This window comes from Streptomyces sp. CNP082 (genome assembly GCF_059570535.1).
Genome location: NZ_JCANSZ010000074.1, coordinates 21,081 through 28,090, shown reverse-complemented (window position 1 = coordinate 28,090; position 7,010 = coordinate 21,081). Strand labels below are relative to the sequence as shown.

At 73.1% G+C, this 7,010-nt stretch carries 6 protein-coding genes; 1 reads left to right on the top strand and 5 read right to left on the bottom strand.

The window, feature by feature from the left end; all coding sequences use genetic code 11:
* Nucleotides 1-318: 318 nt before the first annotated feature.
* The 4 genes from B124_RS33725 to B124_RS33710 all read right to left on the bottom strand — a co-directional run bounded on the left by B124_RS33725 (nucleotide 319) and on the right by B124_RS33710 (nucleotide 4,693).
* Entirely contained in the window at nucleotides 319-693 is a 375-nt protein-coding gene (locus B124_RS33725) for an FKBP-type peptidyl-prolyl cis-trans isomerase (protein ID WP_496506829.1), read from the bottom strand.
* Between the two features lie 252 nt (nucleotides 694-945).
* Nucleotides 946-1,929 (bottom strand): FKBP-type peptidyl-prolyl cis-trans isomerase, encoded by a 984-nt coding sequence (locus tag B124_RS33720; RefSeq protein ID WP_496506830.1) that lies wholly within the window; start codon nucleotides 1,927-1,929, stop codon nucleotides 946-948.
* A 127-nt stretch (nucleotides 1,930-2,056) separates the two neighbouring features.
* Nucleotides 2,057-3,418: a Pup--protein ligase gene (gene pafA / locus B124_RS33715; protein WP_496506828.1), complete on the bottom strand. Its 1,362-nt coding sequence runs from the start codon at nucleotides 3,416-3,418 to the stop codon at nucleotides 2,057-2,059.
* A 9-nt stretch (nucleotides 3,419-3,427) separates the two neighbouring features.
* Nucleotides 3,428-4,693 (bottom strand): MFS transporter, encoded by a 1,266-nt coding sequence (locus B124_RS33710; protein ID WP_496506827.1) that lies wholly within the window; start codon nucleotides 4,691-4,693, stop codon nucleotides 3,428-3,430.
* A gap of 133 nt (nucleotides 4,694-4,826) precedes the next feature.
* On the opposite strand from B124_RS33710, the gene B124_RS33705 reads away from it, so the two are divergent.
* The gene (locus tag B124_RS33705; RefSeq protein WP_496506826.1) at nucleotides 4,827-5,927 is read left to right on the top strand and encodes a LacI family DNA-binding transcriptional regulator; all 1,101 of its coding nucleotides are present in this window, start codon (nucleotides 4,827-4,829) and stop codon (nucleotides 5,925-5,927) included.
* A 194-nt stretch (nucleotides 5,928-6,121) separates the two neighbouring features.
* On the opposite strand, the gene prcA is transcribed toward B124_RS33705, so the two are convergent.
* On the bottom strand, nucleotides 6,122-6,958 hold the full coding sequence (prcA, locus tag B124_RS33700; RefSeq protein ID WP_496506825.1) for a proteasome subunit alpha: 837 nt from the start codon (nucleotides 6,956-6,958) through the stop codon (nucleotides 6,122-6,124).
* Between the last annotated feature and the right edge of the window lie 52 nt (nucleotides 6,959-7,010).

The following is a 7,010-nucleotide window of genomic DNA, read 5'->3' as shown; positions in this document are numbered from 1 at the left end:
GCCGGCGACACCGCCGGACGCCCCCGCACCGGAAACAGCTCCTCGAAGTCGGCGTCAGCGAAGACCGGCCCGAGCGCATCCCGCACCCGCATCACCAGACAGCCCTTCGGGAACACCGCACGCGCCAACCGCACGGTCTCCTCCGGGATCTCCGCCAACTCCACCCCACGCAACGACACGAACCCACCCCAGAAGCACGACGACGGCCTGCACAACCCCAACGGGGTCACACAGGCCGACGTCACGCAGGCCCCCGGATTAAACCAACAGCGTCCGTACGGCGAGGGCCTTGCGCTCTGCTGCGTGCGGGCGGTGCCGTCAGACCGCGACCAGGTCGCAGACGAAGATCAGCGTCTCGCCCGGCTTGATCCGGCCGCCGCCGGCACCGGCGTCGCCGTAGGCCAGGTGCGGCGGGATGGTCAGCCGGCGCCGGCCGCCGACCTTCATGCCCGCCACTCCCTGGTCCCATCCGGGGATGACCTGGCCGGCACCGAGCTGGAACTGCAGCGGCTTGCCGCGGTTCCAGCTCGCGTCGAACTCCTCGCCGCTGGAGAAGGCGACCCCGACGTAGTGGACGGAGACGGTGTCACCGGCCTTCGCCACGGGGCCTTCGCCCTCCCACAGGTCCTGGACCTCGAGGCCGGCCGGCGGCGGACCTTCGGGGAAGTCGACCTCGGGCTTGTCGATGCTCACGGAAGATTCTCCTCGCGCATGAGTGACGGTGACTGGGCTGCCAAGTCTCGCAGACGCCCCGCGGCGGCGGTCCCGCCGCCTCCCCGGGCGCGGCGACGACGGCCTGTCCGGCGGAAGGTCCTCGGGCCCGCGACGCGCGGTGCGCGGCTCCTGACTCCCGCGCCACGGTCCCCGGTGCGTCGCACCCGGGCGGGATCCGCTGCGCGCGCGGAGGCGGTGCCGCCGGGGGCTTCCCGCCGCGCGGACCGCAGGTCAGACCGTGCCGAGGATGTCGACGACGAAGACCAGCGTCTTCTTCTCCAGCTCGTGGCCCTTGGACTTGCCGTAGCCCAGGTCCGGCGGGATGACCAGCAGCACCCGGTCGCCGACCTTCTTGCCGACCAGCGCCTTGTCCCAGCCCTCGACGACCGAGCCGGTGCCGATCTGGAAGGTGGCCGCGCCCGCGTTGTCCCAGGAGGAGTCAAACTTCTCGCCGTCCTCCCAGGCGTAGCCGGTGTACTGGGCGATGAGCCCCTGGCCGTCCTCGACCTCGGCGCCCTTGCCCTTGATGAGGACCTGCTCCTGCAGCTCCTTCGGCGCGTCCTCGCCGTCCGGGATGGTGATCTTCGCGGCCTTGCCTGCCGGCACCTCGACCTCCGGCATGCCGTCACGCGGCTCGGCGGACTCACCCTTCAGCTCGGCCTGGGGGTCGACCTTCCCGGCGCCTGCGACATCGATGACCCAGACCAGGCCGTCGCTCTCATCGATGCCCGACTCGGGGTTGAGGCTCTCGCCGACGAGCGCGCCCGCGGTCCCCTCGACCAGCAGGCGGCTGCCCACGGTGTGGCCCTCGACGGAGTCGAGGACGTCCGGCGGCAGCGCCTGGTTCGGCTCGCCGACCTTGCCCATGAGCTGCTGGTGCACGGCGCCGCCGGCCTGCCGGCCGCCGCCGGCCGCCGCGGGCTGCGCCCAGGTGCTGCCCAGGTCCTTGTCGTCCTTCATGGCCTTGCCGGCGAAGTCCAGCCGGACCTGGTCACCCTTGCCGACCTTGGCGCCGTCACCCTTGCTGAGGACCTTGACGACGGGCTCCTCGGACGCCTTCGCGTCGTCCGGGACGTCGAACTTCGGCTCCTCGCCGAAGGCCCCCGTGATCTTGGTCACGGCGCCGGCCTTGCCCCCGTTGTCCGAGTCGGAGGAGTCCTCGGAGCCACAGGCCGCGGCGAACAGCAGGGCGGGCACGACGAGCGCCGCCCCCATGCGGGTCATTCTGCGATGTGTCATGGGTCCAACTCGTGTAGGGGGTCCGGGCAGCTCCGGCCACTCTACGGCCTTCGCGCCCGGATCCCCGTCATCCCATCGGTCCCGCAGCCACCGCGCGCCCCGCCTACATTCCGGCGATCAGCTTTTCCACCCGGTCGTCTACGGAGCGGAACGGGTCCTTGCACAGCACGGTCCGCTGCGCCTGGTCGTTCAGCTTCAGATGGACCCAGTCCACCGTGAAGTCACGGCGCTGCTCCTGCGCCCGGCGGATGAAGTCGCCGCGCAGCCTGGCCCGCGTGGTCTGCGGCGGGACCGACTTGGCCTCGAAGATCTTCAGATCGTTGCAGACCCGGGCGGCCTGGCCCCGTTTCTCCAGCAGGTAGTACAGCCCGCGGCGGCGGTGGATGTCGTGGTACGCGAGGTCTATCTGCGCGATCCGGGGGTGGGAGAGGGTGATGTTGTTCTTCGCCCGGTAGCGCTCGATGAGCTGGTGCTTCATGACCCAGTCGATCTCCGTGCCGACCTTGGCCAGGTCCTGGGAGCGGATCGACTCCAGGGTGCGCCCCCACAGCTCCAGGACGCGCTCGACGGTCCCGGTGCGGATGCCGCGGCGGTCGCAGAAGTCCACGGCCTTCTCGTAGTACTCCTGCTGCACCTCAAGCGCGGACGCCTCGCGCCCGCTGGCGAGCCGCACCTTGCGCTGCCCGGTCATGTCGTGGCTGACCTCGCGGATGGCCCGGATCGGGTTCTCCAGGGTCAGGTCGCGCATCACCGTCCCGGCCTCGATCATGCGCAGCACGAGGTCGGTGGCGCCGACCTTGAGCAGCATGGTCGTCTCGGACATGTTGGAGTCGCCGACGATGACGTGCAGCCGGCGGTAGCGCTCGGCGTCGGCGTGCGGCTCGTCGCGGGTGTTGATGATGGGCCGGGAGCGGGTCGTGGCGGAACTGACGCCCTCCCAGATGTGCTCCGCGCGCTGGCTGACGCAGTACACCGCGCCGCGGGGCGTCTGCAGCACCTTGCCGGCGCCGCAGATGAGCTGCCTGGTCACGAGGAACGGGATGAGGATGTCGGCGAGCCGGGAGAACTCGCCGTGCCGGGCCACCAGATAGTTCTCGTGGCAGCCGTAGGAGTTGCCGGCGGAGTCGGTGTTGTTCTTGAAGAGGTAGACGTCGCCGGCGATCCCCTCCTCGTGGAGCCGGCGCTCGGCGTCCACGAGGAGGCCCTCGAGGATGCGCTCACCCGCCTTGTCGTGGGTGACCAGCTCGATGACGTTGTCACACTCGGGAGTTGCGTACTCGGGGTGCGAGCCGACGTCCAGGTAGAGGCGCGCACCGTTGCGCAGGAAGACGTTGCTGCTGCGGCCCCAGGAGACGACTCTGCGGAAGAGGTAGCGCGCCACCTCGTCCGGGGACAGGCGGCGCTGCCCCCGGAACGTGCACGTGACGCCGTACTCGTTCTCTAGCCCGAAGATGCGGCGGTCCATGACTGAACATTACGCCTGTCGCTCAGTTTCGAAACCGGGTGCAGCTCCGTCGATTCGATCTTTTTCGAGTGGCCGTGCCGGGCGGCCGGTGCTCGCCAGAACCCGCACGAACCCCGTCAGCACCAGCAGCGCCGCCGCCCCGCCGAGGCCGACGACCGCAAAGCCGCCGGTCTCGCCGCCGTGCTCGACGGCGGGGCCGCAGATCGCCGTGCCCGCGGCGGCGCCGAACCCGAAGGTCGTCACCAGCCAGGAGAACGCCTCCGTGGCCGTACCGCGCGGCGCGTGCCGGTCGACGACGACGAACGAACAGGCGAGCGCCGGGGCGAGGAACAGGCCCGCGACGCCGGAGAGCAGCGTCATTGAGAGGGTGCCCGGGGTGAGCATCAGCGGCAGATAGCCGACCGCCAGGCCCGTCAGCAGCAACTGCAGCCGCCGCTCGGCGCGGCCCGGCCACTGCCGGGCGCCGTAGAAGACGCCGCCGACCAGGGCGCCGGCGCCGAGCGCGGAGAGGAGATAGCCGCCGGCACCACCGTCGCCCTGGGCGGCACCGCCGCGGGCGTCGGCGTACGCGACGGAGGCGACGGCCGTGCCGCCGAGGGCGACGCCGACGAAGAAGAAGGCGCCGAGGATCACCAGCAGCCCCGGCGCGCGCAGCGCCCCCAGCCAGTGGGCCTCGCGCGGCTCGGAGCGCCACCGGCGGGCGGGCGGCGAGAGGACGACCCACACGGCGCCCAGCACGCCCAGTGCGCCCAGGACGAGCAGCGCGGCGGCCTCGGAGGCGGTGGCGACCAGCAGGGTGACGACCAGCGGCGCGAGGGCGAACATCACCTCCTGCGCGACGGCGTCCAGCGCGTACGCCCCGTGCACCCGGTCCGCGCGCCCCAGCACGCTGGGCCACAGCGCCCGCAGCGCGCCCTCCAGCGGCGGCGTGAACAGCCCGGCCGCCAGCACGCCGGCGCAGGCCAGCGGCAGCGGGTCGATGCCCACGAGGGCGAACACGGCCATGCCGGCGGCGGACAGCAGGGCGCTGGGCAGCAGCACGCGCGGCTGGCCGCGCAGGTCGACGGCGCGGCCGAGCAGCGGCTGCCCGACCGCGGTGGCCAGGCCGTAGCCGCCGGAGAGGATGCCGCCGAGGGTGTACGAGCCGCCTTCTGCCCGGACGAACAGAACGATGGCGAACGCGGCGGTGGCGTTGGGCAGCCGGCCGATCAGCGTCCCGGCGAGCAGCCTGCCGACGTGTCTGACGCGCAGCAGTTCGGCGTATCCCCGCAGCACAGCACCTCCCCTGAGACCGAAGTGTTACGTATAACGTCGTAGGTTATACGTAACACGGGCGAGGGTCGACCCCGTATGCCGGAACGGGACGAGCCGGCACGGGGACGAGCCCGAACAGGGACGAGGAGGCACGATGCGGGGCGGGCAGGAGGACGGCAGGCGCGGCGCGGCGCGCACCGGGCCGCCGGCGGCGGGCGACGCGGCCCCGCGGCCGGCCGCGGGCCGCGGCGGGGGCGTCACCAGCCGCGACGTCGCCCGCGCCGCGGGCGTCTCGCAGGCGGCCGTCTCCCTCGTCCTCGGCGGCAAGTGGCGCGGGCGCGTCTCCACCGCCAAGGCCGACGCCGTCCGCGCCGCCGCCCGCGACCTGGGCTACCGGCCCAACGCCGCCGCCCGCACCCTGCGCACCGGCGGCACCCGCACCGCGCTCCTCGTCGTCCCCGCCCTCACCAACGAGTTCTTCGCCGGCGTCCACGCCGGCGCCGCACGCGCCGCCGCCGCCCACGACTTCGGCGTCGTGCTCTACCCCTCCCCCGAGGGCATCGGCCCCGCCCGCGACCCCTTCGCCGCCGCGCACACCGCCGTCGACGGCGTCATCGCCTCCTCCATGGCCACCGACGCGGTACGGGCACTGCGCGGCGGCGGACTCCCGCTCGTCATGCTCGACAGCGACCCGGCGGACGCCGGCGCCGTCGCCACCGTCAACGCCGACGTCGCCGACGGCATGCGCCAGGTCGCCCGGCACCTCCGGGAACTCGGCCACCGGCGGATCACCCACCTCGCCGCCGGCATCGACTCCTGGACCTTCGCCGCCCGCGGCCGGGCGCTGGCCGACGCACTGACCGCCGTGCCCGGCGTCCGGCTGCACACCGAAACCGCCGAACTGTCCGTCGCCGGCGGGCTGGCAGCCGCGCACCGGGCGCTCACGGCCCGGGAGACGGCCCGGCCCACGGCGCTGGTCTGCGACGACGACCTGCTCGCCGCCGGCGCGCTCAAGGCCGTACGACGGCTGGGGCTGCGGGTGCCGGACGACGTGTCGGTCACCGGCTTCGACGACCTGGCGCTGGCCACCGCCGTCGAGCCGGAGCTGACCACCGTGCGGCTCCAGGCGGACACCGTCGGCGCGGCCGGCATGACGGCGCTGCTCGACGCCCTCGCGGGCCGCAGGGCGGGCAGTACGACGGTCCCGGCCCGGCTGACCGTACGCGCCTCCACAGCCCCGGCACCGGACGCCTAGGGGCCCTTCCCCGCGGGGCCGCGGGAGAGGCGCTACGGCGCGGCTCAGGCGGCGGAGGGAGCCGCCCGCACGGCCGCGGGAGGGGCCACCGTGAGCGGAGCCGCCGCAGGGGCCTGCCCGGGCTGCCCGAGACGGTCCCGGACACGGCGGCGGGGCGGGCCCGTGACCGGGCCCGCCCCGTCGAAGCCGTACCGCTACTTCTTCTTCTTGCCGGACCCGCCGCCCGGCTTCTCCGCGGCGCCGTCCGCAGCCTCCGCGCCACCGGCGCCGTCCGCGCCCGCCTCGGCGTCCTCGGCACCCTCCGCGCCGGAGGCACCCGCCGAGCCGTCGCCGTCCTCCTCCAGCAGCCGGGAGAGCTGGCTGCCGAGGATCCGCCGGAACTTCCGCTGCTGCGGCCGGTTGCGGTCGAGGACCGCGACCTCCAACTGCTTCGACGTCAGCTCCCGCTCGCCGCCGTTGCTGTCCCGCGCCAGCGACTCCGCCGCCAGCTTCAGCCCTTCCGCCAGCGTCATGCCCTCGCGGTGCCGCTGATCGAGATAGCTGCCGATCTGATCGGAATTGCCGCCGACCGCGACCGACCCGTGCTCATCGACGATCGAACCGTCGTGCGGCAGCCGGAAGATCTGGTCGTCGGCGGAGGTCTCCCCCACCTCCGCGACGATCAGCTCCACCTCGTAGGGCTTCTCCGCGCCGCTGGAGAAGATCGTGCCGAGCGTCTGTGCGTAGACGTTGGCGAGGCCGCGGGCCGTGACGTCCTCGCGGTCGTAGGTGTACCCGCGCAGATCGGCGTAACGGACGCCGCCGATGCGCAGGTTCTCGAACTCGTTGTACTTGCCGACGGCGGCGAAGGCGATCCTGTCGTAGATCTCGCTGACCTTGTGCAGGGCCCGGGACGGGTTCTCGGCGACGAACAGGATGCCGTCGCTGTACTGCAACACGACCACGCTGCGCCCGCGCGCGATGCCCTTGCGGGCATACTCCGCGCGGTCCGCCATGGCCTGCTGGGGTGAGACATAGAACGGTGTCGACACCGGCTTATCCGTCCCTCTCTGCTCGTGGAGACATCTCGTGGGGCCGCGCGCC

Excerpts from the sequence above, each read along its gene's own strand:
- B124_RS33720 (WP_496506830.1), bottom strand. The coding sequence starts at position 1,929 with ATGGGGGCGGCGCTCGTCGTGCCCGCCCTGCTGTTCGCCGCGGCCTGT.
- pafA (WP_496506828.1), bottom strand. The coding sequence starts at position 3,418 with ATGGACCGCCGCATCTTCGGGCTAGAGAACGAGTACGGCGTCACGTGC.
- B124_RS33705 (WP_496506826.1), top strand. The coding sequence starts at position 4,827 with ATGCGGGGCGGGCAGGAGGACGGCAGGCGCGGCGCGGCGCGCACCGGG.